We start from the raw sequence: 25,140 nt of genomic DNA, 5'->3' as shown, positions 1-25,140 counted from the left end.
ATCCCCACGCCGTCTGTGGACACGCGGCCGCACGCGGTTTGCCAAAGCCGGCTCAGTCAAGTAACTTTCGGCGTACGCCCCCGTCCTGGAGATTGGCCCCGATGAAGCTCGCCCTGCCCGCCCGGATCCTGGGCCTCGCGTTCGCCGCCGCGATCGTCGCGCCCGGCGCGCATGCCGACACGCCCGTCGTGGTGTCGTCGAAGATCGACACCGAAGGCAACCTGCTCGGCAACCTCATTTCACAGGTGCTGAAGGCCCACGGCGTTCCCGTCACCGAAAAGATCGCGCTCGGCACGACGCCGATCGTGCGCAAGGCGCTCACGAGCGGCGAGATCGACATCTACCCCGAATACACGGGCAACGCCGCGTTCTTCTTCAACAAGGCCGACGACCCGGTATGGAAGAACGCGAGCCAAGGCTACGACACCGCCAGGAAGCTCGACTACGCGGCGAACCATCTCGTGTGGCTGGCACCGGCGCCCGCGAACAACACGTGGGGCGTCGCGCTGCTCGCGCCCGTCGCGCAGTCGCAGCACCTGAAGACCTTCTCCGATTTCGGCAAGTGGGTGACCGGCGGCGGCAAGGTGAAGCTCGCGGCCTCGGCCGAGTTCGTGAACAGCGCGTCGGCGCTGCCGTCGTTCGAGAAGGCGTACGGCTTCAAGCTGAAGCCGGAGCAGCTCGTCGTGCTGTCCGGCGGCGACACGGCCGCGACGATCAAGGCCGCCGCGAACCAGACCGATGGCGTGAACGCCGCGATGGTCTACGGCACCGACGGCGGCATCGCGTCGAGCGGCCTCGCGGTGCTCGACGACGACAAGCACGTGCAGCCCGTCTACGCGCCGGCGCCGGTGATCCGGGAAGCCGCGCTGAAAGCGCATCCGCAGATCGCCGACTTGCTGAAGCCCGTGTTCGCGAGCCTCGACCTGAAGACGCTGCAATCGCTGAACGCCCGCATCCAGCTCAACGGCGAGCCGGCCGCCGGCGTCGCGAAAAGCTATCTGAAAGCGAAGGGTTTCGTGAAATGACGGGCCGCGCGGCGGCGTCCGCGCGGCGCATCACGCTCGACAAGGTCGGTGTCCTGATCGGTGTACTGACGCTCGTCGCGGTGTTCGGCCTGTCGTTCGCGGTGCTGCGGCCGAACCGGATCGCGGCCGGCACCGGGCTGTCGGTGTTCGCCGCGCTGCCGCCGATGCAGGGCGCCGCGCTCGCCGCGCTGTGGACCGTCGGCGCGCTGTGGGCGATGACGGCGAGCCGTCCCGCGTGGCGGCTCGCGGCCGGTTGCACGGGGCTCGCGACGCTCGCGTACGCGATCGGCGCGGCCGCGGCGCACGTCGTCGCGCCCGACGACATGCTGGCCCGCGTGTCGCCCGACGCCGGCGTCTGGCTGCTGCTGTTCGCGTGGGCGGTGCTCATCGCCGATGCGCTCGCGCGCCTCGCGTTCGGCCCATGGCGGCGGCTCGCCGCGCTTGCCGTCGCGATCGCGGCGGTTTCGGTGCCGCTCGCGAGCGGCTGGTGGGACGGCCTCTCGGTGATGCGCGAATACGCGGTGCGCAGCGACGATTTCTGGCGCGAAGCGATCCGTCACGTGTCGCTCGCCGGCGGCTCGGTCGCCGCCGCGCTCGTCGCGGGCGTGCCGCTCGGCATCGCCTGCGCGCGCATCGCGACGGTGCGCACGATCGCGATGCCCGTGCTCAATGTCGTGCAGACGATCCCCAGCATCGCGATGTACGGGCTGATGATGGCGCCGCTCGGCCTGCTCGCCGCGCACGTGCCGCTCGCGGCCGCGCTCGGCATCCGCGGCATCGGCGTCGCGCCGGCCGTGCTCGCGCTGTTCCTCTACTCGCTGCTGCCGATCGCATCGAGCGTCGTGGTCGGGCTCGGACAGGTGCCGCCGCACGTGACCGAAGCGGCACGCGCGATGGGCATGACACGTATGCAGCGGCTGCTGCGCGTCGATCTCGTGCTCGCGCTGCCGGTGATCCTGAGCGGCGTGCGGATCGTGCTCGTGCAGAACATCGGCCTGACCGCGGTGGCCGCGCTGATCGGCGGCGGCGGATTCGGCACCTTCATCTTCCAGGGGATCGGGCAATCGGCCGCCGATCTCGTGCTGCTCGGCGCGATCCCGACGATCGCGCTCGCACTGGCGGCCGCCGTCGTGTTCGAAGCCGCGACGTCGCTCGCGAAGGGACGTGCAGGATGATCGAGATGGAACGGGTCGGCAAACGCTTCGGCGACGTGGTCGCCGTCGACGACGTATCGCTGACGGTGCAGCGCGGCACGATCACCGCGCTCGTCGGCGCATCGGGCAGTGGCAAGTCGACGCTCCTGCGCATGATCAACCGGCTGATCGCGCCGACCAGCGGCACGATCCGCATCGACGGCGTCGATACGGCAAGCGTCGCGCCCGAACAGTTGCGGCGCGGCATCGGCTACGCGATCCAGGGGCACGGGCTGTTTCCGCACTGGAGCGTCGCGCGCAACATCGCGACCGTGCCGCGCCTGCTCGGCTGGCCGGCCGAGCGCATCGACGCGCGCGTGAACGAACTGCTCGATCTGTTCCATCTCGCGCCGGCCGAGTTCGCAGGCAAGCTGCCGCATGAACTGTCGGGCGGCCAGCAGCAACGCGTCGGCGTGGCGCGCGCACTCGCCGCCGAGCCCGCGATGCTGCTGATGGACGAACCGTTCGGCGCGCTCGATCCGATCATCCGCAACAAGGCGCAGGACGACCTGTTCGCGCTGCAGCGCCGCCTCGGCATCACGGTCGTGATCGTCACGCACGATATCGAGGAAGCGCTGAAGCTCGGCGACACGATCGCGGTGATGGACGGCGGCCGGCTGCTGCAGGTCGCGACGCCGGCCGAGATTCTCGGCAAGCCGGCGGCCGGTGTCGTCGAACAGCTCGTCGCGGGCGTCGATCGGCCGCTGCGCCTGCTCGCGCTGACGCCGATCGACACGGTGGCCGAAGCCGGCCACGCCGACGGCGAACCGATCGCGGCGACGCGCACGCTGCGCGATGCGGTATCCGAATTGTTGTGGCGCGGTGTCGATGCGCTGCCCGTCGACGATACGGCCGACGGCAACCGTCACGCACACGGCCCTCGCCGCATCACGCTCGACGCGATCCGCTCGCACGCGAGGAAGCCCGCATGACGACGCGCAGCAGCGTGCGGCCCAAGCGGCCTTCGCTTCCCGCGTACGTCGCCCGCGCGGCCGCGCTCGCGCTGCTGCTCGTGCTGCTGTTGCGCCCCGGGTGGCTGCAAGGTCTGTTCGCGCCGTTCGCGGACAACGGCGCGCCGGTGATCTACGATCGCGCGAGCCTGCTCGATCTCACGCTCGCGCATCTCGGCACGGTCGCGCTGTCGAGCCTGATCGGCACGATCGTCGCGGTCGCGGCCGGCATCGCGGTCACGCGGCCGTTCGGCGCGGATTTCCTGCCGGTCGCGCGCAGCGTCGTCGACATCGGCCAGACCTTCCCGCCGGTCGCCGTGCTCGCGCTGGCCGTGCCGGCCGTCGGCTTCGGCTTGAAACCCGTGCTGATCGCGCTCGTGCTGTACGGGCTCCTGCCGGTTTTCGAAAGCACGATCGCGGGGCTCGAGGACGTGCCGCGCGACGTCGTCGACGCCGCGCGCGGAATGGGAATGAGCGGGTGGCAGCAACTGGTGTCCGTCGAGCTGCCGCTCGCGTTCCCGGTGATCGTCAACGGCATCCGGCTCGCGGTCGTGATCAATCTCGGCACCGCGACGATCGGCTCGACGGTCGCCGCGCGCGGGCTCGGCGACGTGATCATCGCGGGCCTGCAGACGTCGAACACCGCGTTCGTGCTGCAAGGCGGCGTGATCGTCGGCTTGCTCGCGGTGCTCGTCAGCGATGCGATCGGCGCGATTGCGCGGGCGGCGAGCGCGCGGCGCGCCTAGAAACCGTTGCGGAATGTTTCGAAGGAGAAGCGATGACTGCATTAGACACCGGCCCGTTTTTTCATGGCACGAAAGCGGATTTGCAGATCGGCGACTTGCTGACGGCAGGCTTCAGATCGAATTATCGCGATGACGTCGTGATGAATCACATTTATTTCACGGCGCTGCGCAAAGGCGCCGGCCTGGCGGCGGAAATGGCCAAAGGCGAAGGCCGGCCGCGGGTCTACATCGTCGAGCCTACCGGCGAATTCGAAAACGACCCGAACGTCACGGACAAGAAATTCCCCGGCAATCCGACGCGATCGTATCGAAGCACATCGCCGTTGAAGATCGTTGGCGAACTCGATAGCTGGGAACCCTACGATCCGGAGTTCATTCAGCAGCTCAGAAGCCGCATCGAAACCGGCATCGGCGAGATCATCAACTAGCGTTCGTGCGGACTGCGATGCGTGTCCGCGCAACGATCGGCTTGCCGGCCCGCCCGAATCGACACAAGCCTACAGCGTGCTTTCATTCGAACCGGCGCTCGAACATCGGTGGCAATTGGCCGATATACTATGCGCCTCCCATTTCCCCGCACTCCACCATGCGACGACGGTTTTTCTGGCTGATCGTGCTCTCGCTCGGCATTGCGCAACAGGCCGCGGCGCAGCAGGCGCCCGCAGTGCCTGCGTCCGCGCCCGACGCGCTGGCATCGGCGCCGACCGTCGCCTCCGCGCCGCTCGCGAACGTCAACGATCAGCCTAACGAAGCAAACCGCCGCATCACCACCTACCTGACGAAGAAATTCGGCGTCGCAAGAGAAAAGGCCGCGAAGCTCGCGGATATCGTGAGCGTGACTGCGACGAAATATTCGCTGCCGCCGGCACTCGTTTACGCGATTATTTCGATCGAATCGCGCTTCCAGGAAAAGGCGCGCGGCCAGCATGGCGCGACCGGATTGATGCAGGTCGTGCCGTCCGCGCACCGCGGCATGCTGCGCGACGTGAAGGATCTCACCGAGCCGAATGCGAACGTCGAGGTCGGCTCGCGGATCCTGTCGGGCTACGTGAAAGCGGCCGGCGGCAACGTGCTGGCCGGGCTGAAGAGCTACAGCGGCGGATCCAGTGCATATGCGGCGAAGGTGATGCAGCGGGTCGATTCGTTCCGGTTCGTGCTCGAACCCGATGACGACGCGAAAAGTCCCAATACCGTGAACGACGGGAAGGCGCACATGGTGCCGGTCAGCGATCCGTCCGGCCCTGCGCCCGCCGCGAACCGCAACGCGAAGTAAGCAATGGGCACCCGCGTTCACACTGCTCCGGCCCGACGCCGCGCGGCCCGGCTGCTCGCCATCGTCGCGCTGTCGGCCAGCCCTGTATCGGCTTTCGCTGTCGTCGACTGCGAACAGGCGGGGCCGACGATGGAAGCCGTGAGGCGCTGCGTGCTCGATCAGCAGCAGAAGCAAGTCGACAGCGCGTACCGGTCGCTTGCTCGCAAGCTCCGCCAACGCAACCCCGACGCTGCCGCCCAGCTGGCGAAATCGCAAACGAGTTGGGCCGACTTTGCCGGCGATACTTGTGACTACGTGAAGACCGCCAATCTGCAGCAGACGATTCCGAGTGACGCCTGGCTGAATTGTTGGGTGGGTTTCAGTCAGGCACGCGTGCGCATCCTGAAGAAGTGGGAAGCCCAATTGACGCAGCCGAACTGAACTGCCGCCCGCCCCGTGTCACCCGTCATTCCTGCACGCAACGCGCGCGCCAGCGATCGGTGCCGATGCAGCATCGGCTCTCACGCACCTGAAAGCAATACGGCGGATAGCGTTAGTCAGGCCGGTTTTTGCGACGCGCGCGCAAACGGGGCGTGCCGATGGTTGATGAAGCACACGCTCAGAGTAGCGTAACGTCGACCTTGGGCACCATGGGCGCAATACGCATGACGCGTTCCGCCTGCACTCGCACGTACTCGGCGATACGACGCACCCACGCACGCTCGTCACCCATATAGACGCCCGACTCCGCCAGCCCGGGGGCCAGTTCCGCCGCCAGCGTCGCCATCCGCGTCATTTCACGCGCAACGAGTGCCGGCCGGATCTGCACGCGATGCGCGAAGTCCGCGAGCGCGAAAGCGGTCAGTTCCTCGGTGCGGAATACATCTCCGTACGCCATCGCCATGTCCTGCACATAAGCGTCGCCGTACACGTTCACGCATACCAGATCGTAAAACGGCGCCGGCTCGAGCCCGCTGCTGCTGACAAAAAACGAAATGTTCTTGCCATGCGCGTCGCTGTTGCCGATCAGCAGTTGCAGCAACGCCCAGCGCAGCATGACCGTGCGCGCGGCGACCGGTGTCTCCAGAGACGATGTCAGCGAAAACAGCTTCTCGAAGCTCACGCCTTCGCGAATATTGCGCACGTCCGCGTTGTTGCCGAGATTGCGTTCGTATTTGAGCGTCGCCGGCAAGTCGAGGGCCTGGCATCCATCAATGACATGAAGCCGCTGCACAGCGCTCGCGCGCTGCGGGTCGTCCGGATCGGTCGTCACGAGCCGGTCGAATCGCTCGATCAGCAGAATGGGCTCGGGGATGCGTCGAATCTCGACATGCGCGACCGGCAACCCCATGCGGGCCGCCAACGTCATGCAGAAATGCTCGTTGGCGACCATGAACGGCGCGTTCGCGCTGCGCGACTCGGGCTTCAGAATATGCGAGCTGCTCAGCGCCCCGTCCACTAGGGCCAACTGCTCGCCTTCGACCAGCACCTGCAGCTTGTCCTGATGGCCGGCGATCGACAGGCGCACCCGATCGTCCCAGACGGGAAACGGAATCGCATCGCGCTTGTGAATACGGTCGGCCAGTTCTTCCGCGGAGATCGGTCGGCGCACGGGTTCGAGAGGTTCGGACGCCCGCCCGGCCTCATCGTCGTCCGGAATGAAGCTCAACGCACCAACGGGCTCCTTGCCAAGCATCCGGATCAGACCGAAGACGTTGTCCTTCGATATCTGATACATCGATGCGGCCACGTCGAGTGCGCGGCCCTCGGGAAGCAGATTGCCCACGAAGCGCTGGATCGCGCCCGCCGGCGGCTTGCCGCCATCGAGCGGAATGCACGGCGACAACGCAAACGCGTCTGCCCGCGCGAGCCACGCCGGATCGTAGGAAAAACCGTAGTCGTCGCGGCGGGCATCATAGGTCAGTTGTCCGACCGGCGAGCCGTCAGCCGAAATCCGCAGGCGATGGATCATCACCCCCCCTCGGACGAACGGGACGTGCCAGGCGAAGCGGCACGTATCGTCGCATGATCGCGCACTGCCTTGCGCGCCACCTGGACGTCGCGTTTCGGCACGACGAGCAAATTCAGGCCAAAGCCGTCCAACACCTTGAACAACTTGTCGAGACTCACCGCGCGCCCGTTTTCGAGGCGTGACAGGACGTCCTTGGAGACGCCAAGCATGTCGGCTGCATCGTCGATCCGCATCTGGTTCTGCGCGCGCCGGTTGCGCACGAGCGCCCCCAAGGCGGTGAGATCCAGTGCGAGCGGGTCAGGTATCGCGACGGGTTGCGGTAAGGTGCGGGCCATAATTCCGGAATTTCAGGAACAAAGCGCCATCGAAGTCGATCGACAGCATAGTTACGAGAATATCGGAATTATAGTGAATCGTCCGCCAGATCGCCAATTGTTCCTATATTTCAGGAACAAAAACACCAAAGGCGGGCGGCGGGCCGTTGTTCTCATATTTCAGGAACTATAAACGAGTGCGGCGGCGCATTCGCGCCGCCGCCCCATGGAGTCACCGGATCACCTCCCTCGTGCCTTGATCCAGCCCCCTTCGATCAAAGCTGCCCCGCCGCTCCCGTCCACCGCAGGTAATCGCCGCGCGTCCAGTCCAGCGACACGCCGACGCGTTTCGTCCCCGGCCGGATCTTCGGCTTGTACACCGACAGCGTCAGCGATTCCAGCGCCGGCCATTCGCGAAACGACAGCACCGCGATATCCGCAACGAGCGTCTCCAGCAGCCGCGTATGCGGCTTGTGCGACAGGAACGACGCGACGCGCGCGCAGTAGCCGTCGTAGTCAATCCACTCGCCCTGCTCGCTCGGCTCGCAGCGATACCCGAGCCGCGCATCGATCACGATCGGCTGCGGCGCCTCGTGCTCGTGCGCATGGATGCCGATCCGCGCGGGCACCTTCAGTTCGTCGACGAACACGCTCCAGCCGCGCCCGCGCAGGCGCGGCGCGTCGATCGCCACGAACGGTTCGTCGAACGGCTTCATGATGCGAGCGGCGCCGCGGCGTCGAGCATGATACGCACGAAATAGTCAGCGAAGCTGCGACGCAGGACGATCTCGAACGAGTCGTCGCCGGTCGGGATCAGCGTGATCGGCGACTTGAAGTAGTGCGACTGCGCGCACTGACCCGGCTTGAACACGCGCGGATGCACGTCGAGCGGGCAGCCGCGCGCGATCACGTCGCGCACGCGTTCGCCGCTGATCTCGACCACCGTGTAGCCGCTGCCGACGTCGACGGCCGCCGCGTACAAGCCCTGCACGGCTTCCGCCAGCGTGGCCTCGAGCACGCCGGCCTGAACCGGCCCGTTCGACCGCACGAGCCATTCGTCGGGCCCGAGCCAGAGCACGTCGTACTCGGCGCCGCGCGCGACCGTGTTCGGCGTCGCGGGCGGCCGGCAGCCGACCACGCGCTCGAACGCGGCGACGAATGCCGGGTCGCTCAACTCGCCGCGCACGTTGACGAGATCGAGGAACGGCCGCTCGCGCAGCGTGAACTTCTTCGATGCGCGCGCCTGGTGCGCCTTCAGCACGTCGGCCGCGCCGACGAACGGCGATTCAAGCGTCACGCCGGCCGCGCCCGCCACCGGCGCCTGGTTTCTCGTTTCATTCCACATGCTGACGCACCCCTTCGGTATCGTAGAAAACCGGGCTCGAGATCTTCGCGGTGACGCGGCGGCCGTTGGCCAGCGGGATCACGACGCTCTCGCCCATCTTGTTCAGGCCGCCCTTCACCACCGCGAGCGCGATCGAGCGCTTCAGGATCGGGCTGTAGTAGCTCGACGTCACGTGCCCGATCATCGGCGTCGGATCGGTTGCCGACACCTGCGTGTCCTTCGCGATGATCTGCGCGCCTTCCGGCAGCACGAACTGTTCGTCTTCGGTCAGCAGGCCGACGAACTGCTTGCGGCCTTCCTTCGCGGTATCCGAGCGCGTCAGCGAGCGCTTGCCGAGGAAGTCCTTCGACTTCGCGACGAGCCCGCCCATCCCGAGGTCGTACGGCGTGATCGAGCCGTCGGTGTCCTGCCCGACGATGATGTAACCCTTCTCGGCGCGCAGCACGTGCATCGTCTCGGTGCCGTACGGCGTGATGTCGAACTCGGCACCGGCCGCCATCAGCGCTTCCCACACCGCGCGGCCCGCATTCGCCGGCACGTTCACTTCGTAGGCCAGCTCGCCCGAGAAGCTGATTCGCATCACGCGCGCCTTCGCGCCGGCAACCGTGCCGTTGCGGTAGCTCATGAACGGGAACGCTTCATTGCCGAAGTCGATGTCCTGGCACACCTTCTGCACGACCTTGCGGCTCTTCGGGCCGACCACCGCGAACGTCGCCCAGTGATCGGTGACGGACGCGAGCCGCACCTTCATGTCGGGCCATTCGGTCTGCAGCCAGCGCTCGAGCCACGTCAGCACGCGCGCGGCGCCGCCGGTGGTGGTCGTCATCATGAAATGCTGGTCGGCGAGGCGCACGGTCACGCCGTCGTCGAACACCATCCCGTTTTCGTCGAGCATCAGCCCGTAGCGGCACTTGCCGATTTCGAGCTTGTTCCACGGGTTCGTGTACATCCAGTTCAGCAGCTTCACCGCGTCCGGGCCCTGGATGTCGATCTTGCCGAGCGTCGACGCATCGAGAATGCCGACGCCGTTGCGCACCGCGAGGCATTCGCGCTTCACGGCCGCATGGAGATCCTCGCCGTTCCTCGGGAAATACCACGGCCGCTTCCAGTTCCCGACGTCCTCGAACATCGCGCCGTGCTCGACGTGCCATTCATGCACGGCCGTCTTGCGGATCGGGTCGAGGAAATCGCCCGTCTCGCGGCCCGCGAACGTGCCGAACGACACGGGCGTGTAGTTCGGGCGGAACGTCGTCGTGCCCGTTTCCGGAATCGTCTTGCCGAGCGCGCCCGCGAGGATCGCCATCCCGTTGATGTTGCCGAGCTTGCCCTGGTCGGTGCCGAAACCCATCGCCGTGTAGCGCTTCACATGCTCGACCGACTCGAAGCCTTCGCGCGCGGCGAGCAGGATGTCGGCCGCCGCGACGTCGTTCTGGAAATCGACGAACTGCTTCGGCCCACGCGCGGCCGCCTCGCGGCTGCCGACGAGCCACAACGGCTGCAGCGCGCCTTCGACGGTTTCGGCGACCTGCGGTGCGGCCGGACGCTGCGCGGCCGCGAAGCCCGCGGCCTTCGCCGCTTCGACGCCCGCATCGACCGCGAGCCGCAGCGCACGGGCGAGCCCGAATTCGCCGGCCGCTGCGCCGATGCTGGTTTCCGCCTGCACCGGCTTGCCCGGCAGGAAACACGCCTTCTCGTCGTTCCAGCACGCCTTGCCGCCCGATTGCGCGAACAGGTGCAGCACCGGGCTGAAGCCGCCCGACATCGCGACGAGGTCGCACGGCAGCGTCTGCATCTTGCCGCCCGTCTGGCCGTTCGAGTAGGACGCGACGTCGACCGACGATACGCGCCACTTGCCCGATGCGGCCGTGACGACCGCGCCGCTCATCACCGTCACGCCCTGCCGCTTCGCGGCGGCCGGCAGCGCGCCGTTCGACGACGCGCGCGAATCGACGACCGTCACCTTCGCGCCGCACGCCTTCAGGTCGAGCGCGGTCTGGTAGGCACGGTCGTTGTTCGTGAACACCACCACGTTGCGGCCCGGCAGCACGCCGAAGCGGTGCACGTAGGTGGAGACCGCACCCGCCAGCATCACGCCCGGCAGGTCGTTGTTGCCGAACACGATCGGCCGCTCGTGCGCGCCGGTCGCGAGGATCACGCGCTTCGCGCGGACCTTCCACAGCAGTTCGCGCGTGCCCTTGCGCATCGATACCGGCAGGTGATCGGTCAGGCGCTGCGTGACCGTCACGAGGTTGTGGTCCTGGTAACCGAACGCGGTGCTGCGCGACAGGATCGTCACGTCGGGCAGCTTGCGCAGCTCGGCTTCGATCTTCTCGACCCATTGCATCGCGGGCTTCGCGTCGATCTCCGCGCGGCACGACAGCAGGCTGCCGCCGAGTTCGCGCTGGTCGTCGACGAGGATCACGCGCGCGCCGGCCGTGGCGGCCGCATGCGCGGCGGCGAGGCCCGACGGGCCACCGCCGACCACGAGCACGTCGCAGTGCGCATAGCACTTGTCGTAGCGATCGGCGTCGAGCACCTCGGGCGCCTTGCCGAGGCCGGCCGCTTCGCGGATCTTCTCTTCGTACTTCGGCCACATGTTGCGCGGCCACATGAACGTCTTGTAGTAGAACCCGGCCGGCATGAAACGCGACAGCTTCTGGTTGATCGCGTACTTGTCGTTCTCGAGCGACGGCTCCGCGTTCACGCTCGTCGCGACGAGGCCCTGATACAGCTCGATTTCGGTCGCGCGCGCGTTCGGCACCGTGTACGGGCCGGTTTCGAGCTGCACGACGGCATTCGGTTCCGCGACGTCGGCCGTCACGATCCCGCGCGGACGGTGGTACTTGAAGCTGCGCGCGACGAAGTGCACGCCGTTCGCGAGCAGCGCGGACGCGAGCGTGTCGCCCTGGAAGCCCTGGTACGTGCGGCCGTTGAACGTGAACGTCAACGGAATCGCGCGATTGATGCGGCCACCGGTGCCGAGGCGGTCTTTCTGGCTCATTTGCTCGTGCCCTCTTCGTGTGCGTTGCCGGCAGATGCTCCGCCGAACTTTTCGTAGCCCTTGATATCGTAGGTGACCGTGTCGCGCGTGACCTTGAACCAGCGGCGGCAGCCCTGCGTGTGCAGCCATTGCTCCTTGTGCAGCCCGCGCTTGTTCTCGCGCATGAACACGTATTCGCCCCATTCGCGGTCGGTCATGGTCTCGTTCGCCACCGGGCGCACGATGTCGGCTTCACCGCCGCACGTGAACTCGGATTCGGCGCGCGGCCCGCACCACGGACATTCGATCAGCAACATGTTTCCTTCTCCTTCAGTGCGGTGGTTAGTGCGCGACGGCGGCTGCGCCGTGCTCGTCGATCAGGTGGCCCGTATAGAAGCGGTCGAGCGCGAACGGCGCGTTCAGCGGATGCGGTTCGTCGCGGGCGATCGTGTGCGCGAACACCCAGCCCGAGCCCGGCGTCGCCTTGAAGCCGCCGGTGCCCCAGCCGCAGTTGAAATAGAGGCCCTTCACGTCGGTCTTGGTGATGATCGGGCACGCGTCCGGCGACACGTCGACGATGCCGCCCCACTGGCGGTTCATCCGCACGCGCGAGAACACCGGGAACATCTCGATGATCGCCTGCAGCGTGCTTTCGATGATGTGGAAGCTGCCGCGCTGGCCGAAGCCCGTGTACTGGTCGATACCCGCGCCGATCACGAGATCGCCCTTGTCGGACTGGCTGATGTATGCGTGCACCGCGTTCGACATGATCACCGAGTTGACCACCGGCTTGATCGGCTCGGACACGAGCGCCTGCAGCGGGTGGCTTTCGATCGGCAGGCGGATGCCGGCCATGTCGGCGAGCGTCGTCGTGTTGCCGGCCGCGACCACCGCGACCTTCTTCGCCTTGATGAAACCCTTCACCGTATCGACGCCGACCACCGCGCCGCCTTCGCGGCGAATGCCCGTCACCTGGCAGTTCTGGATGATGTCGACGCCCGCGCGGTCCGCGCCGCGCGCGAAGCCCCAGGCCACCGCGTCGTGGCGTGCGACGCCCGCACGGCGCTGGATCGATGCGCCGAGCACCGGGTAGCGGCTGTTCAGGTTGATCGTCGGCTCGATTTCCTTGATCTGCGCGGGCGTCAGGAATTCGGCGTCTACGCCGTTCAGCCGGTTCGCGTTCACGCGGCGCTCGGTGTCGCGCACGTCCTGCAGCGTGTGGGCCAGGTTCATCACGCCGCGCTGGCTGAACATCACGTTGTAGTTCAGATCCTGCGACAGCCCTTCCCACAGCTTCATCGCCTTCTCGTACAGCGCGGCCGACTCGTCCCACAGATAGTTCGAGCGCACGATCGTCGTGTTGCGCGCGGTGTTGCCGCCGCCGATCCAGCCCTTCTCGAGAATCGCGACGTTGGTGATGCCGTGCTCCTTCGCGAGGTAGTAGGCGGTCGCGAGGCCGTGGCCGCCGCCGCCGACGATCACGACGTCGTATTCCTTCTTCGGCTCCGGGCTCTTCCACTGCTTTTCCCAGTTCTCGTGATACGAGAGGCCGTTGCGGAACAGGCTGAATATCGAGTAGCGGCTCATGTTAGTGATCCTTCGTTAGCATTCGATGACGTTCACGGCAAGACCGCCGCGCGACGTTTCCTTGTATTTCGTCTTCATGTCGGCACCCGTCTCGCGCATCGTCTTGATGACCGAATCGAGCGACACGTAGTGCTGGCCGTTACCCTTGAGCGCCATGCGCGACGCGTTCAGCGCCTTGATCGCGCCCATCGCGTTGCGCTCGATGCACGGGATCTGCACGAGCCCGCCCACGGGGTCGCAGGTCATCCCGAGGTTGTGCTCCATGCCGATCTCTGCCGCGTTCTCGACCTGGTCCGGCGTGCCGCCCATCACGGCGGCGAGCGCGGCCGCGGCCATCGAGCACGCGACGCCCACTTCGCCCTGGCAGCCGACTTCCGCGCCGGAGATCGACGCGGTTTCCTTGTAGATGATCCCGATCGCCGCGGCCGTCAGCAGGAATTCGACGATGCCGGCTTCGTTCGAGCCCGGCACGAACTTCACGTAGTAGTGCAGCACCGCGGGGATCACGCCGGCCGCGCCGTTGGTCGGCGCGGTGACGACCCGGCCGCCGGCCGCGTTCTCTTCGTTGACGGCCATCGCATACAGGTTGACCCAGTCGAGCATCGACAGCGGGTCGCGCAGCGACTCTTCCGAACGCGCGCGCAGGCGGCCGTACAGTTCGGCCGCGCGGCGCTTCACGCGCATCGGGCCCGGCAGGTCGCCCTCGACCTTGCAGCCGCGTTCGACACAAGCGGCCATCGTGCGCCAGATCGCGAGCAGCCCGGCGCGCACTTCGTCGGCAGGGCGCAGCGCGCATTCGTTGCGCAGCATCAGCTCGGCGATCGACAGCCCGTGTTCGCGGCACTGGCGCATCAGGTCGTCACCGGTGCGGAACGGATACGGCACTTCGACGGCCGCGCGCACGCCGTTCACGCGGTCGCCGTCGCGGTTCACGACGAAGCCGCCGCCGACCGAGTAATACTCCTTCTCGACGAGCAGTTGGCCGTGCTCGTCGAATGCCTGGAAGCGCATCCCGTTCGGATGCACGATGCTCGTGCCGCTCATCAGCTTGCGATAGAAGCCGATGTGTTCCTTCTCGTCGAAGCGCACCGTCTGCTTGCCGAGCAGCGACAGCGACTTCTCCGCGCGGATCGCGGCGAGCCGCGGCTCGATCAGGTCCGGATCGATCGTGTCGGGCAGGTGGCCCTCGAGGCCGAGCAGCACGGCCTTGTCGGTGCCGTGGCCCTTGCCGGTCGCGCCGAGCGAGCCGTACAGCTCGACCCGCACGCGGCGCACGAAGCCGAGCAGGTTCGCGTCCTCGACGTGCGACGCGAAGCGGCACGCGGCGATCATCGGGCCGACCGTATGCGAACTGGACGGGCCGATGCCGATCTTGAACAAGTCGAACGCGCTGACGTTCATCTGGCTTCCTTTGGGTTGCATGCGTGAAATGTCGTTGGGCCCCAGTACATCAAAGCGTAAAATCGGCCGATAGAACAAAAACGGCATCGGCGTGGGATAGCGCCGCCAAGCGCCGCGCCGGCCGCCCGGAAAGTGCGTTTTGGCGATGGTTCGCGACGGAAAACCACAAGTCCGGCCGCGGCCGATCGGCGACGCTGGCTGCATCCGCGCCGCCTCCGGCAGCCGCAACCCGCAAACAGACTGAAACGAGTGAGACCGCCTGCCAGGCGTGACGAGATTGGCCGCGATGACCCCCGACGTACCCGCTTCCCCCCTCGCAGAACCCGCGCCGCGGCGCATCCGCTTCGGCATCGTGCTGCTGCCGAACTTCACGCTGACGGCCTTCTCCGGCTTCGTCGACATGCTGCGGCTGTCGGCCGACGACGGCGACTACAGCAAGCCCGTGCGCTGCGCATGGAGCGTGATCGGCGAGACGCTCGCGCCGGTGCGCGCGAGCTGCGGGATCCAGATCACGCCGTGGGAGACGTTCGACGCGGCCGAGCCGTTCGACTACGTGGTGGTGGTCGGCGGGCTGCTGCATTCGGGGCCGCAGGCCGGCCCTGAAACGCTCGACTTCGTCCGCCGCGCGGCGACGGGCGGCGCGACGGTCGTCGGCATCTGCACGGGCGTGTTCGCGCTGATGCGCGCCGGCGTGCTCGACGGCTACCGCACCTGCGTGAGCTGGTTCCATTACTGGGATTTCATCGAACGCTTCCCGTCCGCCGATCCCGACCTGCTGATCGCCGACCGCCTGTTCGTGATCGACCGGCGCCGGATCACGTGCTCGGGCGGCCGCGCATCGATCGACGTCGCCGCCGCGATCCTGCTGCGCCATTTCGATCACGCGACCGTGCAGAAGGCGCTGCGCATCCTGCTCGTCGGCGAGATGCAGAAAGGCAATGCGCCGCAACCGCATCCGCCGGGCCTCGAGCCGGCGACACACCCGAAGGTCAAGCGCGCGATTCTTCTGATGGAACAGCACGTCGGGCGCGCGCTGCCGCTCGAGGAACTCGCGTGCAAGCTCGACCTGTCGACGCGGCAGCTCGAGCGGCTGTTCAAGGCCGAGACCGGCAAGAGCCCGCAGGCCTTCGCGAAGCAGGTACGGCTGCGCACGGCCGCGTGGCTGCTGACGAGCTCGGACCGCACCGTCGCCGATATCGCATCGAGCTGCGGATTCGCCGATGCGTCGCACCTCGGGCGCGAATTCCGCAAGCAGTTCGGCGTGCCGCCGGCGACCTATCGCGAGCGCGGCGGCGACGTGGCCGAAGTGGCCGCGATGCCCGATGCGTCGGCCGACCCGGTCGAGGACATCGCCGACTGACCGCTCCAAGGGTGCGCGCCCTTTCCTGACCGATTGCGGAACCGCGCACGTTCGCATCGGTTTAGGTGCGTTTGGAACCGGTTCCAACCAATTTAGCCGACGTTACTCGCTGCAAAGCGCGGGTTATCCCGGATGCTGATGTTCGCTCAAATTTGTATGATGACCACATCACCTTACAAACCAGAGCATCATGTTCGAGAAAATTCCGGCCCGCGCGATGAGCGACCATGTCGCGCAGCAACTGCTCAAGCAGATCGAAGTGGGCAGCTTCTCGGCCACCGGCAAGCTGCCGACCGAGGCCGTGCTCGCGCAGGAATTCGGCGTGAGCCGCACCGTGATCCGCGAGGCGATCTCGCGGCTGAAGAACGAAGGCGTGGTCGAGCCGCGCCAGGGCAGCGGCGTGTTCGTGAACCAGCACGGCGCGATCCGGCCGCTGCGGATCGACTACGCGGAAGCCGTCGAGGCAAGCTCGCTGCCGCACCTGCTCGCGGTGCGCCGCGCGATCGAGGCCGAAGTCGCCGCCGAAGCCGCGCTGCACCACACCGACGACGACATGGCCGACATCGACGACGCGCTGCGCAAGATCGACGAAGCGGTGGCCGAAGGGCGCGACGGCGTCGCGGAAGACGTCGCGTTCCACCGCACGATCGCGGCCGTCACCGGCAATCCGTATTTCCTGAAGACGCTGCAGTTCCTGAACCAGTATCTCGAAGCCGGCGTGAAGGTCACGCGCAGCAACGAAGCGACGCGCGAGGATTTCTCGCGCCAGGTGCGCGACGAACACGCGGCGATCGCCGACGCGATCCGCGCGCGCGACCCGATGGCCGCCCGTAACGCGGCGCGCACGCACATGTACAACGCGGCCCGCCGTCTCGCGGAAGCCGGCATCTGCTGAAGCCGGCGGCCGCGGCCTTTCGGGGCGGCGGCGCCGTCATGAACCTCTTCCGAATCGATCAAGGTTGACCATGTCACGAAATGTTGGAGTCATCGGCCTCGGCGCGATGGGCCTCGGCGTCGCCCGCTCGCTGTTGCGCGCCGGCCTGCGCGTGCACGCATGCGACGTGCGCGACACCGTGCTGCAGGCGTTCGCCGCCGAAGGCGGCATCGCGTGCGCGACGCCGGCCGAACTGGGTGCGCGGTGCGACGTCGTCGTCACGCTCGTCGTCAATGCCGCGCAAACGGAAACGGTGCTGTTCGGCGAACACGGCGCGGTCGCGGCGATGAAGCCGGGCGGCGTCGTGATCGCGAGCGCGACCGTCGCGCCCGAATTCGCGGTCGCGCTCGGCGCACGCATCGAGGCCGCCGGCCTGCAGATGCTCGACGCGCCGGTGTCCGGCGGCGCCGCGCGCGCGGCCTCAGGCGAAATGACGATGATGACGTCGGGCCCGGCCGCCGCGTATGCGGGCTGCGAGGACGTGCTCGCCGCGATCGCCGGCAAGGTGTACCGCCTCGGCGATGCGCACGGCATCGGCTCGAAAGTGAAGATCATCAACCAGTTGCTGGCCGGCGTGCATATCGCGGCCGCCGCCGAGGCGATGGCGCTGGGCCTGCGCGAAGGCGTCGATGCCGACGCGCTGTACGACGTGATCACGCACAGCGCCGGCAATTCGTGGATGTTCGAGAACCGGGTGCCGCACATCCTGAACGGCGACTACACGCCGCTGTCGGCCGTCGACATCTTCGTGAAGGATCTCGGCCTCGTGCTCGACACCGCGCGCCGCAGCAAATTCCCGCTGCCGCTGTCGGCCACCGCGCACCAGATGTTCATGAGCGCATCGAGCGCCGGCCACGGCGGCGAGGACGATTCCGCCGTGATCAAGACTTTCCCCGGCATCACGCTACCGCCCGCCCGCTGATTCGAACGACGTGCCTGCCATGACCGCTTCCGCTTCCCGTCCCCTGCTCGGCTGCATCGCCGACGATTTCACCGGCGCGACCGATCTCGCGAACATGCTCGTCAAGAGCGGCATGCGCACCGTGCAGACGATCGGCGTGCCCGCCGACGGCGCCGCCGCCGACACGATCGTCGACGCCGACGCGATCGTCGTCGCGCTGAAGTCGCGCACGATCCCCGCCGCCGACGCCGTCGCGCAATCGCTCGCCGCGTACGAATGGTTGCGCGCGCAAGGGTGCCGCCAGTTCTTCTTCAAGTACTGCTCGACGTTCGATTCGACCGACGCGGGCAACATCGGGCCGGTGGCCGACGCGCTGCTCGATGCGGCCGGCGGCGACTTCACGATCGCGTGCCCGGCGTTCCCGGAGAACGGCCGCACGATCTATCGCGGCCACCTGTTCGTCGGCGACGTGCTGCTGAACGAATCGGGGATGGAAAATCATCCGCTCACGCCGATGACGGACGCGAACCTCGTGCGTGTGCTGCAACGGCAGACGCAGTCCGCGGTCGGCCTGATCCGCTACGACACGATCGCGCTCGGCGCGGCCGCCGTGCGCGCGCGGATCGACCAGTTGCGCGCGGAAGGCGCGCGTTTCGCGATCGCCGACGCGCTGTCGGACCACGATCTCTACGTGCTCGGCGAAGCGTGCGCCGGCCTGCCGCTCGTCACCGGCGGCTCGGGCATCGCGCTCGGCCTGCCGGCGAATTTCCGCCGCGCGGAGCAATTGCCCGAGCGCGACAACGCGGCGTCGCTGCCGCGCATCGAAGGCCCGTCGGCCGTACTCGCCGGCAGCGCATCGAAGGCCACCAACGCGCAGGTCGCCGCATGGCGCGCGACGCGGCCGAGCTTCCGCATCGATCCGCTCGCGGCATCGCGCGGCGAGCCCGTCGTCGACCAGGCGCTCGCCTTTGCGCGCTCGCACCTGCCGCAGCCCGTGCTGATCTACGCGACCGCGGCGCCCGACGAAGTGAAGGCCGTGCAGCAAACGCTCGGCGTCGAAGCTGCCGGCCATCTCGTCGAAAGCACGCTCGCGGCGATCGCGCGCGGGCTGCGCGAACTCGGCGTGCGCAAGTTCGTCGTCGCCGGCGGCGAGACGTCCGGCGCGGTCGTGCAGGCGCTCGACGTGAAGTCGCTGCAGATCGGCGCGCAGATCGATCCGGGCGTGCCGGCCACCGCCACCATCGATGCGCAGCCGCTCGGCCTCGCGCTGAAATCCGGCAATTTCGGCACGACGGACTTTTTCGACAAGGCGCTGCGCGCGCTCGACGGAGCCGCATGATGAGCGACGAAGCAAAACTGCGCGAAGAGATCTGCGTGATCGGCGCGAGCCTGTATGCGCGCGGCCATGCGGTCGGCAGCGCCGGCAACATCAGCGCGCGTCTGGATGACGGCTGGCTGATCACGCCGACCGACGCGTGCCTCGGGCGGCTCGACCCGAACGACATCGCGAAGGTCGGCACCGACGGTCAGCCCGTATCGGGCGGCAAGCCGTCGAAGACGCTCGCGCTGCATCGCGGCATCTACGCGCGCAATGCCGAAGCGAACGGCGTCGTCCACACGCATTCGACACATCTCGTCGCGTTGACGCTCGCGGGCGTGTGGCGCGACACCGACGTGCTGCCGCCGATCACGCCGTACTACGTGATGAAGGTCGGCCACATTCCGCTGATCCGTTACCGCCGCCCCGGCGATCCGGCCGTCGCGGCCGAAGTCGCCGCGCTGGCGGACCAGGTGCGCGGCGTGCTGCTCGACCGTCTCGGCCCGGTGATGTGGGGGCCGTCGGTGTCGCACGCGTCATATGCGCTCGAGGAGCTGGAGGAAACGGCCCGGCTGTGGCTGATGACGCAACCGAAACCCGAGCCGCTGTCCGACGCCGCGCTCGACGAACTGCGCGAGACCTTCGGCGCGCGCTGGTAACGCGCCGCGGCACGGATCACGCACTGCTTCCCATGCCCGCCGTGTGCGCGGGCCCTTCCGTCAGCACACACACGATCCGGCGGCGTACGCGCCGCCGGCACACAATAGTCCAGGAGACGACGATGACTGCTCTCGACGCGGCCGCAAGCCGCTCGCCCGCCGCGGCCGCCCAATCGGGCGAACTCGACCGCACCTACAAGAAAGTGTTCTGGCGCATCGTGCCGTTCCTGATGCTCTGCTACGTGGTCGCGTATCTCGACCGCGTGAACGTCGGCTTCGCCAAGCTGCAGATGTCGCAGGATCTCGCGTTCAGCGAAACCGTGTTCGGGCTCGGCGCGGGGATTTTCTTTCTTGGCTACTTTCTATTCGAACTGCCAAGCAACCTGCTGATGCACCGCATCGGCGCGCGCATCTGGATCGCGCGGATCATGATCACGTGGGGCCTGCTGTCCGCGCTGTTCGCGTTCGTGAAGACGCCGACGCAGTTCTACGTGCTGCGTTTCCTGCTCGGCCTCGCGGAAGCCGGCTTCTATCCGGGCGTGATCCTGTATCTCACCTACTGGTTCCCGTCGCATCGCCGCGCGAAGATCATCGCGGTGTTCATGTCCGCGATTCCCGTGTCGGGCATCTTCGGCAACCCGCTGTCGGGCTGGATCATGGAGCGCTTCCACGGCGGCTCGGGTTTCCACGGCTGGCAATGGATGTTCATGATCGAAGCCGTGCCGGCCGTGCTCGTCGGCATCGCGACGATCCTGTATCTCGACAACAGCATCCGCGGCGCGAAGTGGCTCGACGAGCGCGAGAAGCAATTGCTCGAAGACGAAATCGCCGCGCAGCCGCAGGAACAGCAGCAGCACGGCCATTCGCTGAAGGCCGTGTTCTCGGACCCGCGCATGTGGTGGATGTCGCTGATCTACTTCGCGTTCGTCACCGGCCAGTACGGGCTCACGTTCTGGATGCCGACGCTCGTGAAATCGACCGGCATCACCGACACGCTGCAGATCGGCCTGCTGTCGGCGATTCCGTTCGTCGTCGCGATCGTCGTGATGAACCTGTTCGGCCACAGCGCGGACAAGCGCCGCGAACGCCGCTGGCACCTGATCGTGCCGGCGCTGATGGGCGCGATCGGGTTTGCGGTCGCCGCGTCGTACTCGCACAATACGGCGGTGTCGATCGTGTTCCTGTCGCTCGCGGCGGGCGGCGTGCTGACCTGCGCGCCGCTGTTCTGGTCGCTGCCGACCGCGTTCCTCGCGGGCTCCGCGGCCGCGGCCGGGATCGCGATCATCAACTCGGTCGGCAACCTCGCCGGTTTCGCGAGCCCGTACGTGATCGGCTACCTGAAGGACGTCACGCACAGCACCGCGTCCGGCATGTACGTGCTCGCGGCGATGCTCGTGATCGGCGCGATCGCCGTGTGGCTCACGCCGCCCAAGCTCGTGAACCGCTGATCCGCCGCTGGCCGATTCATCATTCGACGCGGGGCGCACGGCGCCCCGCCCCATTCATACACAGGACCCGCCGCCATGCCACGCTTCGCCGCCAACCTCTCGATGATGTACACCGAGCATGCGTTTCTCGAACGCTTCGCCGCTGCCGCCCACGACGGCTTCAAGGCCGTCGAGTACCTGTTCCCGTACGACTTCGCGGCCGACGACATCCGCGCGCGCCTCGACGCGCACGGCCTCGAACAGGCGCTGTTCAACGCGCCGCCGGGCGACTGGGCCGCGGGCGAACGCGGCATTGCATCGCTGCCGGGCCGCGAGGACGAATTCCGCCGCGGCATCGACCAGGCGCTCGACTATGCGCGCGTAATCGGCAACAAGAAGCTACACGTGATGGCCGGCATGGTGCCGCAGGGCGCCGACCGCGCGCGCCATCGCGACACCTATCTGGCGAACCTGCGCCATGCGGCGCAGGCCGCCGCCGCGCACGGCATCACGATCCTGATCGAGCCGATCAACCAGCGCGACATGCCGGGCTATTTCCTGAGCCGCCAGGACGACGCGCAGGCGATCCGCGCGGAAGTCGGCGCGCCGAACCTGAAGGTGCAGTTCGACTGCTACCACTGCCAGATCGTCGAAGGCGATCTCGCGATGAAGCTCAAGCGCGATTTCGCGGGCATCGGCCATATCCAGATCGCGGGCGTGCCGGAACGCCACGAGCCGGATGTCGGCGAACTCAACTACCCGTATCTGTTCGCGCTGATCGACGCGCTCGGCTACGACGGCTGGATCGGCTGCGAGTATCGGCCGAAGGCCGGCACGTCGGAAGGTCTCGGCTGGATCAAGCCGTACCTGTGATTCCCGTATTCCACATAGGGCAACGAACATGAAAGTACTGATTACCGGGGGCGCCGGCTTTCTCGGCCAGCGTCTCGCGCGCAAGCTGCTCGAGCGCGGCGAACTCACCGGCCCCGACGGCCGTATCGAGAAGATCGACGAACTGGTGCTGCTCGACGTCGTCAAGGGCAGCGATTTCGGCGACGCGCGCGTGACGTCGATCGTCGGCGACATCGCCGATCGCGCGGTGCTCGACAGCGCGATCGACACGCAGACGGGCGCGATCTTCCACCTCGCGGCGATCGTCAGCGGGCAGGCCGAAGCCGACTTCGATCTCGGCATGCGGATCAACCTCGACGCGTCGCGCACGCTGCTCGAAGTGTGCCGCGCACGCGGCCACCGGCCGCGCGTTGTGTTCACGAGCTCCGTCGCGGTGTACGGCGGCGCGCTGCCCGACGTCGTGCAGGACGACACCGCGCTGAACCCGCAATCGTCGTACGGCGCCGAGAAGGCGATCGCCGAACTGCTGCTGTGCGACTACGCGCGGCGCGACTTCGTCGACGGCCGCGTGCTGCGACTGCCGACGATCAGCGTGCGGCCGGGCCGCCCGAACGCGGCCGCGTCGTCGTTCGCGAGCGGCATCATCCGCGAGCCGCTGAACGGCGAGGAAAGCGTGTGCCCGGTGCCGGGCTCGACGCGGTTGTGGCTGCTGTCGCCGCGCGGCGCGATCGACGCGCTCGTCGCCGGATGCGAAATCGACGGCGCGCAACTCGGCAACCAGCGCGTGATCAACCTGCCGGGGCTGTCGGTGTCGGTCGACGAGATGATCGCGGCGCTGCGCGAAGTCGCGGGCGACGAGGTCGTGAAGCTGATCCGCCACGTGCCCGACGAACGCGTCGAGAAGATCGTCGGCAGTTGGCCGGGCCGCTGGGATACGTCGCGCGCGCAAGCGCTCGGGCTGAAGGGCGACACGTCGTTCGCGGACGTGATCCGCAGCCATATCGCGGACGAACGGCGCTGATTTGCGGCGCGCCGGGCCGCATTAATGCGGCCCGGGCGTTTTTTCGACGCGCGACGACGCGCGTCGCACCCCGCCCGCCTGCATGAAGCGCGCATCGGCGCCGCGACGACGCCGCACCGCCGCTCCCCACGATTCGTCTCCGCGCGACACGCTTCGCACGTGCCTCGTTCTGTCGCGACGCCGACGGCATCACGCAACACAGGTCCATGTCGGCACCTAGTTGCCGATCGGCGCCGGCATGCCGGGTTCGGCCGCCCGCGTAATCGACGCCGCCATCCGCGCGCGATCCTGCTCGGCGAGCTTCGCTTCAGCGGCCTGGATATCGGCCGGATACTCGCCTTCGTCGCCCTTCGCCGGGTCGTACCCGGCCGCTTCGAGGCGAATCAGTTCGTCGCGAACCTGCGCACGCGTCAGCGGCGCGGCCGATTGCGCGAATGCCGATTGACCGACGATCGCACCGATCATCGTCAGTAGTGCGATATAGGTTTTCATCATGAACTCCTTCAATGTGACGTATCGATCAACCACGGGACATGCGTGACCTGCGGAGGCAGGCGGATGGATCAGCTTCCGAAATAGATCGCGCAGAAGCTCGCGGGGCCGACGCATGCGGCGGCGCCTCGACGCGGCGACGTCGCCGCCGGCTTGCCCGCTTCGGACGACGTGGCCGGATCGCCGCCCACGGCCGTGCTGGCCTGACGCTCCGGCATCCGTTCGGCCTGCTGCTGAAACAGCGGGCTCACGTCCGGATACGACGTATCGGTCACGAAGCGCAGTCCGTTGTTTTCGGCATCGATCAGTTCCTGCCGGACCTGCTCGCGCGTGAGCGCCTGTGCCGACGCTTGCGTCGCGACACCTGCGAGAGAAATCGCCGCCACCGTGGCGGCCACCAGCCAGTGCGTGTTCATGTTCCACTCCTTCATCAGTCAATGAGACGACGTGCTACACGCGTATGACGACGGAGGAACGCGGTTTATTCCCGGCCTTTCCATTCGCGCCTGCCGGACCTTCATCGAACTGTCATTCATTCGTCAGCCGGCGTAACCTGACGTAACGCAATGCCCGCCGTGCTTCGGGCAGACTGATCACCTCTTCATCCGGGCCACCCGTCGATCGACCATGTCCGCCGCTTACGACCATGCAGCCGCCCTGCTGCGCACGCTGTACGACCGCCATATCGACAGCGGCGCGGTGCTCGACGCGGCCGCATTCCCGGATGCCGAGCGTTTCGTGCGCGCATGGCCCGCGATCCGCGCGGAGGCGCTCGACGTCGCACGCGACATGCCGCGCATCCCGCGCTTTCACGAAATCATGCGCGAGCAGTACGACATCTCGGCCAACGATGCGCGCGACTGGCGGATGTTCATCATGCAGGCGTACGGCCAACCGTTTGCGCGCAACCTGTCGCGCTGCCCGACCGTCGCGTCGCTCGTCGCGGCGTCGCCGGACGTGCTGTCCGCGTCGCTGTCGTTCCTCGCGCCCGGCAAGCACATCCCGCCGCATCGCGGGCCGTTTCGCGGCATCCTGCGCGGTTATCTCGTGCTGTCGATGCCGCAGCGCGCGGACGGCACGCCGGCCGCCGTGCTGAAGGTCGACGGCCACGAATACCGGCTCGACGAAGGCCGCTTCCTGCTGTGGGACGACACGTTCACGCACGAGGTGTGGAACGACAGCGACGCCGTGCGGATCGTGCTGCTGCTCGATATCCGCCGGCGCGGGATGCCGCGCTGGCTCACGTGGCTGTCGAATGCGGTGATCGGCGTCGTGCGGCTCGGGATCCGGATCAGGGGGCGGTCGATTCCGGTTTAGCCGCCGCCACCCCGCGCGCGCCGCGCACGGCGGCTCCGTTCCGCCTTTCGGCGCCCGCCGGATCGCCTACACTACAAGCCGTCCCTTCGTGCGG

Annotated in this window: 26 protein-coding genes; 16 read left to right on the top strand and 10 right to left on the bottom strand. The window is 67.4% G+C overall.

Annotated features, from left to right (window positions below):
• Window positions 1-101 precede the first annotated feature (101 nt).
• The 7 genes from osmF to C5F75_RS18260 all read left to right on the top strand — a co-directional run bounded on the left by osmF (window position 102) and on the right by C5F75_RS18260 (window position 5,607).
• Window positions 102-1,025: a glycine betaine ABC transporter substrate-binding protein OsmF gene (gene osmF / locus C5F75_RS18290; protein WP_104012533.1), complete on the top strand. Its 924-nt coding sequence runs from the start codon at window positions 102-104 to the stop codon at window positions 1,023-1,025.
• Window positions 1,022-2,200, top strand: a complete 1,179-nt coding sequence (locus tag C5F75_RS18285) for an ABC transporter permease (protein ID WP_104012532.1) — start codon at window positions 1,022-1,024, stop codon at window positions 2,198-2,200. Before osmF ends, C5F75_RS18285 begins: the two co-directional genes overlap by 4 nt.
• Window positions 2,197-3,150: an ABC transporter ATP-binding protein gene (locus C5F75_RS18280; protein WP_104012531.1), complete on the top strand. Its 954-nt coding sequence runs from the start codon at window positions 2,197-2,199 to the stop codon at window positions 3,148-3,150. Before C5F75_RS18285 ends, C5F75_RS18280 begins: the two co-directional genes overlap by 4 nt.
• On the top strand, window positions 3,147-3,914 hold the full coding sequence (locus C5F75_RS18275) for an ABC transporter permease (protein ID WP_104012530.1): 768 nt from the start codon (window positions 3,147-3,149) through the stop codon (window positions 3,912-3,914). The genes C5F75_RS18280 and C5F75_RS18275 overlap by 4 nt, the downstream gene beginning before the upstream one ends.
• A gap of 32 nt (window positions 3,915-3,946) precedes the next feature.
• Window positions 3,947-4,342: an NAD(+)--rifampin ADP-ribosyltransferase gene (arr, locus tag C5F75_RS18270; protein WP_099317801.1), complete on the top strand. Its 396-nt coding sequence runs from the start codon at window positions 3,947-3,949 to the stop codon at window positions 4,340-4,342.
• A gap of 158 nt (window positions 4,343-4,500) precedes the next feature.
• Window positions 4,501-5,187 carry a lytic transglycosylase domain-containing protein gene (locus C5F75_RS18265; protein WP_059575378.1) on the top strand — a complete coding sequence of 229 codons (687 nt, stop codon included), beginning with the start codon at window positions 4,501-4,503 and terminating at the stop codon, window positions 5,185-5,187.
• Window positions 5,188-5,190: 3 nt separating this feature from the next.
• Window positions 5,191-5,607 carry a lysozyme inhibitor LprI family protein gene (locus tag C5F75_RS18260; protein WP_104012529.1) on the top strand — a complete coding sequence of 139 codons (417 nt, stop codon included), beginning with the start codon at window positions 5,191-5,193 and terminating at the stop codon, window positions 5,605-5,607.
• 178 nt (window positions 5,608-5,785) lie between these two features.
• Here C5F75_RS18260 and C5F75_RS18255 read toward each other — a convergent pair whose 3' ends face one another.
• From C5F75_RS18255 to C5F75_RS18220, 8 genes are all read right to left on the bottom strand, one after another.
• A complete protein-coding gene (locus C5F75_RS18255) occupies window positions 5,786-7,138 on the bottom strand; it encodes a HipA domain-containing protein (RefSeq protein WP_059575382.1) in 1,353 nt (450 codons plus the stop codon).
• Window positions 7,138-7,473: a helix-turn-helix domain-containing protein gene (locus tag C5F75_RS18250; RefSeq protein ID WP_059575384.1), complete on the bottom strand. Its 336-nt coding sequence runs from the start codon at window positions 7,471-7,473 to the stop codon at window positions 7,138-7,140. Before C5F75_RS18250 ends, C5F75_RS18255 begins: the two co-directional genes overlap by 1 nt.
• A 254-nt stretch (window positions 7,474-7,727) precedes the next feature.
• Entirely contained in the window at window positions 7,728-8,168 is a 441-nt protein-coding gene (locus tag C5F75_RS18245; protein WP_034186032.1) for a dihydroneopterin aldolase, read from the bottom strand.
• A complete protein-coding gene (locus C5F75_RS18240) occupies window positions 8,165-8,797 on the bottom strand; it encodes a sarcosine oxidase subunit gamma (protein WP_060314087.1) in 633 nt (210 codons plus the stop codon). Before C5F75_RS18240 ends, C5F75_RS18245 begins: the two co-directional genes overlap by 4 nt.
• A complete protein-coding gene (locus C5F75_RS18235) occupies window positions 8,787-11,798 on the bottom strand; it encodes a sarcosine oxidase subunit alpha family protein (protein ID WP_104012528.1) in 3,012 nt (1,003 codons plus the stop codon). Before C5F75_RS18235 ends, C5F75_RS18240 begins: the two co-directional genes overlap by 11 nt.
• Window positions 11,795-12,094: a sarcosine oxidase subunit delta gene (locus C5F75_RS18230; RefSeq protein ID WP_011547035.1), complete on the bottom strand. Its 300-nt coding sequence runs from the start codon at window positions 12,092-12,094 to the stop codon at window positions 11,795-11,797. Before C5F75_RS18230 ends, C5F75_RS18235 begins: the two co-directional genes overlap by 4 nt.
• 25 nt (window positions 12,095-12,119) lie before the next feature.
• On the bottom strand, window positions 12,120-13,364 hold the full coding sequence (locus C5F75_RS18225) for a sarcosine oxidase subunit beta family protein (RefSeq protein ID WP_034204196.1): 1,245 nt from the start codon (window positions 13,362-13,364) through the stop codon (window positions 12,120-12,122).
• Between the two features lie 15 nt (window positions 13,365-13,379).
• Window positions 13,380-14,765 (bottom strand): L-serine ammonia-lyase, encoded by a 1,386-nt coding sequence (locus C5F75_RS18220; protein WP_059575392.1) that lies wholly within the window; start codon window positions 14,763-14,765, stop codon window positions 13,380-13,382.
• Between the two features lie 286 nt (window positions 14,766-15,051).
• Between C5F75_RS18220 and C5F75_RS18215 the strand changes: the two genes are divergently transcribed.
• The 8 genes from C5F75_RS18215 to denD all read left to right on the top strand — a co-directional run bounded on the left by C5F75_RS18215 (window position 15,052) and on the right by denD (window position 23,237).
• A complete protein-coding gene (locus C5F75_RS18215; protein WP_104012545.1) occupies window positions 15,052-16,125 on the top strand; it encodes a GlxA family transcriptional regulator in 1,074 nt (357 codons plus the stop codon).
• 190 nt (window positions 16,126-16,315) lie between these two features.
• A complete protein-coding gene (locus tag C5F75_RS18210; RefSeq protein ID WP_059575396.1) occupies window positions 16,316-17,020 on the top strand; it encodes a FadR/GntR family transcriptional regulator in 705 nt (234 codons plus the stop codon).
• 70 nt (window positions 17,021-17,090) lie between these two features.
• The gene (gene ltnD, locus C5F75_RS18205) at window positions 17,091-17,981 is read left to right on the top strand and encodes an L-threonate dehydrogenase (RefSeq protein ID WP_059575397.1); all 891 of its coding nucleotides are present in this window, start codon (window positions 17,091-17,093) and stop codon (window positions 17,979-17,981) included.
• A gap of 19 nt (window positions 17,982-18,000) precedes the next feature.
• Window positions 18,001-19,299, top strand: a complete 1,299-nt coding sequence (gene otnK / locus C5F75_RS18200) for a 3-oxo-tetronate kinase (RefSeq protein WP_104012527.1) — start codon at window positions 18,001-18,003, stop codon at window positions 19,297-19,299.
• On the top strand, window positions 19,296-19,937 hold the full coding sequence (gene otnC, locus C5F75_RS18195; RefSeq protein WP_059643797.1) for a 3-oxo-tetronate 4-phosphate decarboxylase: 642 nt from the start codon (window positions 19,296-19,298) through the stop codon (window positions 19,935-19,937). Before otnK ends, otnC begins: the two co-directional genes overlap by 4 nt.
• 122 nt (window positions 19,938-20,059) lie before the next feature.
• On the top strand, window positions 20,060-21,385 hold the full coding sequence (locus tag C5F75_RS18190) for an MFS transporter (protein WP_059575404.1): 1,326 nt from the start codon (window positions 20,060-20,062) through the stop codon (window positions 21,383-21,385).
• A gap of 75 nt (window positions 21,386-21,460) precedes the next feature.
• A complete protein-coding gene (gene otnI, locus C5F75_RS18185; protein WP_059643791.1) occupies window positions 21,461-22,237 on the top strand; it encodes a 2-oxo-tetronate isomerase in 777 nt (258 codons plus the stop codon).
• 28 nt (window positions 22,238-22,265) lie between these two features.
• Window positions 22,266-23,237, top strand: coding sequence for a D-erythronate dehydrogenase (denD, locus tag C5F75_RS18180; RefSeq protein ID WP_104012526.1), 972 nt, complete (start codon window positions 22,266-22,268; stop codon window positions 23,235-23,237).
• A 216-nt stretch (window positions 23,238-23,453) separates the two neighbouring features.
• Here denD and C5F75_RS18175 read toward each other — a convergent pair whose 3' ends face one another.
• Window positions 23,454-23,729: a DUF4148 domain-containing protein gene (locus C5F75_RS18175; RefSeq protein ID WP_099317945.1), complete on the bottom strand. Its 276-nt coding sequence runs from the start codon at window positions 23,727-23,729 to the stop codon at window positions 23,454-23,456.
• Between the two features lie 71 nt (window positions 23,730-23,800).
• Window positions 23,801-24,145 carry a DUF4148 domain-containing protein gene (locus C5F75_RS18170; RefSeq protein WP_059575591.1) on the bottom strand — a complete coding sequence of 115 codons (345 nt, stop codon included), beginning with the start codon at window positions 24,143-24,145 and terminating at the stop codon, window positions 23,801-23,803.
• Between the two features lie 211 nt (window positions 24,146-24,356).
• Between C5F75_RS18170 and C5F75_RS18165 the strand changes: the two genes are divergently transcribed.
• Window positions 24,357-25,046, top strand: a complete 690-nt coding sequence (locus C5F75_RS18165; protein ID WP_059575410.1) for an aspartyl/asparaginyl beta-hydroxylase domain-containing protein — start codon at window positions 24,357-24,359, stop codon at window positions 25,044-25,046.
• Window positions 25,047-25,140 lie beyond the last annotated feature (94 nt).

Source organism: Burkholderia anthinoferrum, assembly GCF_002925705.1.
GTDB classification, from domain to species: Bacteria; Pseudomonadota; Gammaproteobacteria; order Burkholderiales; family Burkholderiaceae; genus Burkholderia; species Burkholderia semiarida.
Note: the sequence above shows the minus strand (reverse complement) of the source record. Positions and strands in the feature narration are given on the sequence as shown.

Bases quoted from the DNA above. Each gene is read 5' to 3' on its own strand.
- C5F75_RS18275 (WP_104012530.1), top strand. From the start codon at position 3,147: ATGACGACGCGCAGCAGCGTGCGGCCCAAGCGGCCTTCGCTTCCCGCG.
- C5F75_RS18190 (WP_059575404.1), top strand. From the start codon at position 20,060: ATGACTGCTCTCGACGCGGCCGCAAGCCGCTCGCCCGCCGCGGCCGCC.
- osmF (WP_104012533.1), top strand. From the start codon at position 102: ATGAAGCTCGCCCTGCCCGCCCGGATCCTGGGCCTCGCGTTCGCCGCC.
- C5F75_RS18230 (WP_011547035.1), bottom strand. From the start codon at position 12,094: ATGTTGCTGATCGAATGTCCGTGGTGCGGGCCGCGCGCCGAATCCGAG.
- C5F75_RS18215 (WP_104012545.1), top strand. From the start codon at position 15,052: ATGACCCCCGACGTACCCGCTTCCCCCCTCGCAGAACCCGCGCCGCGG.
- C5F75_RS18170 (WP_059575591.1), bottom strand. From the start codon at position 24,145: ATGAACACGCACTGGCTGGTGGCCGCCACGGTGGCGGCGATTTCTCTC.
- C5F75_RS18210 (WP_059575396.1), top strand. From the start codon at position 16,316: ATGTTCGAGAAAATTCCGGCCCGCGCGATGAGCGACCATGTCGCGCAG.
- C5F75_RS18175 (WP_099317945.1), bottom strand. From the start codon at position 23,729: ATGAAAACCTATATCGCACTACTGACGATGATCGGTGCGATCGTCGGT.
- C5F75_RS18285 (WP_104012532.1), top strand. From the start codon at position 1,022: ATGACGGGCCGCGCGGCGGCGTCCGCGCGGCGCATCACGCTCGACAAG.
- C5F75_RS18165 (WP_059575410.1), top strand. From the start codon at position 24,357: ATGTCCGCCGCTTACGACCATGCAGCCGCCCTGCTGCGCACGCTGTAC.
- C5F75_RS18240 (WP_060314087.1), bottom strand. From the start codon at position 8,797: ATGTGGAATGAAACGAGAAACCAGGCGCCGGTGGCGGGCGCGGCCGGC.
- C5F75_RS18280 (WP_104012531.1), top strand. From the start codon at position 2,197: ATGATCGAGATGGAACGGGTCGGCAAACGCTTCGGCGACGTGGTCGCC.
- otnK (WP_104012527.1), top strand. From the start codon at position 18,001: ATGACCGCTTCCGCTTCCCGTCCCCTGCTCGGCTGCATCGCCGACGAT.
- C5F75_RS18250 (WP_059575384.1), bottom strand. From the start codon at position 7,473: ATGGCCCGCACCTTACCGCAACCCGTCGCGATACCTGACCCGCTCGCA.
- otnC (WP_059643797.1), top strand. From the start codon at position 19,296: ATGATGAGCGACGAAGCAAAACTGCGCGAAGAGATCTGCGTGATCGGC.
- C5F75_RS18255 (WP_059575382.1), bottom strand. From the start codon at position 7,138: ATGATCCATCGCCTGCGGATTTCGGCTGACGGCTCGCCGGTCGGACAA.
- ltnD (WP_059575397.1), top strand. From the start codon at position 17,091: ATGTCACGAAATGTTGGAGTCATCGGCCTCGGCGCGATGGGCCTCGGC.
- C5F75_RS18260 (WP_104012529.1), top strand. From the start codon at position 5,191: ATGGGCACCCGCGTTCACACTGCTCCGGCCCGACGCCGCGCGGCCCGG.
- C5F75_RS18265 (WP_059575378.1), top strand. From the start codon at position 4,501: ATGCGACGACGGTTTTTCTGGCTGATCGTGCTCTCGCTCGGCATTGCG.
- arr (WP_099317801.1), top strand. From the start codon at position 3,947: ATGACTGCATTAGACACCGGCCCGTTTTTTCATGGCACGAAAGCGGAT.
- C5F75_RS18245 (WP_034186032.1), bottom strand. From the start codon at position 8,168: ATGAAGCCGTTCGACGAACCGTTCGTGGCGATCGACGCGCCGCGCCTG.
- C5F75_RS18225 (WP_034204196.1), bottom strand. From the start codon at position 13,364: ATGAGCCGCTACTCGATATTCAGCCTGTTCCGCAACGGCCTCTCGTAT.
- otnI (WP_059643791.1), top strand. From the start codon at position 21,461: ATGCCACGCTTCGCCGCCAACCTCTCGATGATGTACACCGAGCATGCG.
- C5F75_RS18220 (WP_059575392.1), bottom strand. From the start codon at position 14,765: ATGAACGTCAGCGCGTTCGACTTGTTCAAGATCGGCATCGGCCCGTCC.
- denD (WP_104012526.1), top strand. From the start codon at position 22,266: ATGAAAGTACTGATTACCGGGGGCGCCGGCTTTCTCGGCCAGCGTCTC.
- C5F75_RS18235 (WP_104012528.1), bottom strand. From the start codon at position 11,798: ATGAGCCAGAAAGACCGCCTCGGCACCGGTGGCCGCATCAATCGCGCG.